The sequence below is a fragment of the Nitrospira sp. BLG_2 genome, from assembly GCF_049222245.1.
The window spans coordinates 1-1,761 of the sequence record NZ_JBLYIG010000432.1; the positions used below are offsets into that span (position 1 = coordinate 1).

2 protein-coding genes are annotated in these 1,761 nt (G+C 53.3%); both read left to right on the forward strand.

Annotation, left to right across the window (positions count from 1 at the left end):
- Positions 1–336: 5-(carboxyamino)imidazole ribonucleotide mutase (locus tag ACOSYY_RS11885; RefSeq protein WP_421662606.1), on the forward strand; the 336-nt coding region annotated here is incomplete at its 5' end.
- A 10-nt stretch (positions 337–346) separates the two neighbouring features.
- Complete coding sequence (locus tag ACOSYY_RS11890; RefSeq protein ID WP_421662607.1) at positions 347–1,519, forward strand: 5-(carboxyamino)imidazole ribonucleotide synthase; 1,173 nt, start codon at positions 347–349, stop codon at positions 1,517–1,519.
- Positions 1,520–1,761 lie beyond the last annotated feature (242 nt).

Consider the following 1,761-nt stretch of genomic DNA (forward strand, 5'->3'; position numbering starts at 1 on the left):
AGTGCTCATGATCGAGGGATCGAAGTCATCATTGCGGGAGCCGGAGGAGCGGCTCACCTTCCCGGTATGGTGGCTTCCAAAACTCACCTCCCGGTGATCGGTGTGCCGATTCCGACAGAGAATCTTCGTGGCCTTGATTCTTTATTATCAATCGTTCAGATGCCAAAAGGCATTCCGGTTGCTACCGTGGCGATCGGGGGCGCCGAGAATGCAGCTCTCCTCGCAGGCCAAATTCTCGCAGGATGCCGTCCTGAAATTGCTGAACGCATCAAAAGTTACCGGGCGGCACAAACAGAGAGTATTCTCAATTCTCCCGAGGCCAAGGGCACGAGATGAGTCGACGGCTGTGACGGGGCGAATCCTTGAGCCTGGGTCCACTCTGGGAGTATTGGGTGGCGGCCAATTGGGGGCGATGTTCGCCGAGACGGCCCACCGCATGGGTTACAGGGTAGCCGTCTGGGATCCAGATGCCGACGCGCCTGCTCATCGGATATCCACCCACTCGTTTACAGCGCCCTTCACGGATCTGGGCGTCCGGGACCAATTCGCAAGTGTTGTCGATTCTGTGACTCTGGAATGGGAAAATGTGCCTGCAGAGCTCTGCGAATGGTTGGAAGGGCGTTGCCCGATGCGACCTTCCGGGGCTGTTCTTCGTATCCTCCAGGACCGGATTGAACAGAAACAATACTTGTCGTCACGGCGCCTCTCTGTTCCCGCTTTCGCCGTCGTCGAATCGCCACTTCAACTGATCTCGGCAGTCGACCGTCTCGGCCTTCCAGCTGTCTGCAAAACGGCAAGGAGTGGGTACGATGGCAGAGGTCAATGGCTACTCCGAGACGCTTCTGATATGAGAAAAGTTGGACAAATATTGGAAACAACCAAGCCCGGTCATCGGTGGATTCTTGAACAGTTTATAGAATATGTCAGAGAAGTTTCGGTTCTTGTCGTGAGAAGCGAAAGTGGAGCGTACGCTGTGTATCCTGTGGTTGAGAATCGCCACGAGCAGGGCATCTTGCGAGAAACCCGCGTGCCCGCTTCTATTCCTTCTGACATCGCTGAGAAAGCCACGGAACTTTCGAAACTAGCCGTAGCGGCATTACAGGGAGTCGGCGTTTTCTGCGTGGAGCTCTTTCAAGCCAAAGATGGCTCCCTCCTTATCAACGAGATTGCACCCCGCCCTCACAACTCTGGTCACTATACTCTGGACGTTTGTACTGTATCTCAATTCGAGCAGCAGGTACGAGTGACCTGCGGGCTCCCATTGGGGGAAACAAGGCTCTTGAGCCCTGCGATCATGGTGAATCTCATCGGTGAAGAAGTAAGATCCGTAACATCCAGTGAGGGGTCCTACGCGCTCCATTCAACAGCAGGAGCTGTGCTTCATCTGTACGGCAAGCGGATGATTCGTCCTGGTAGAAAGATGGGACATATAACGTTTACTGCTCCCCACGCTCTGACCGCAGAAGAATTGGCTCACAGGTTCATCACCCGTCTCCAAAGACCTTCAAATTTCGCGTGAGATTTCCGTATACGCGATGACAAAGCTTTCGGCAGCAAGCACGCTGTCGCCGTTCGATTTTGTCAATATTTGGTTCGGAAAGGATCATAACGCAAGCAAAAACCCAGTAAATAGCACGGCTAATCATTGATTCTAGGGGCATGCATTTTGCTGTTCCTCGCGCGTTGTTGCAGAGAAGGCACAACGTCATGGAACAAAATTTAGCTAGATGTAAATCGGGCTCAGTATCAGGCAGACTGTAC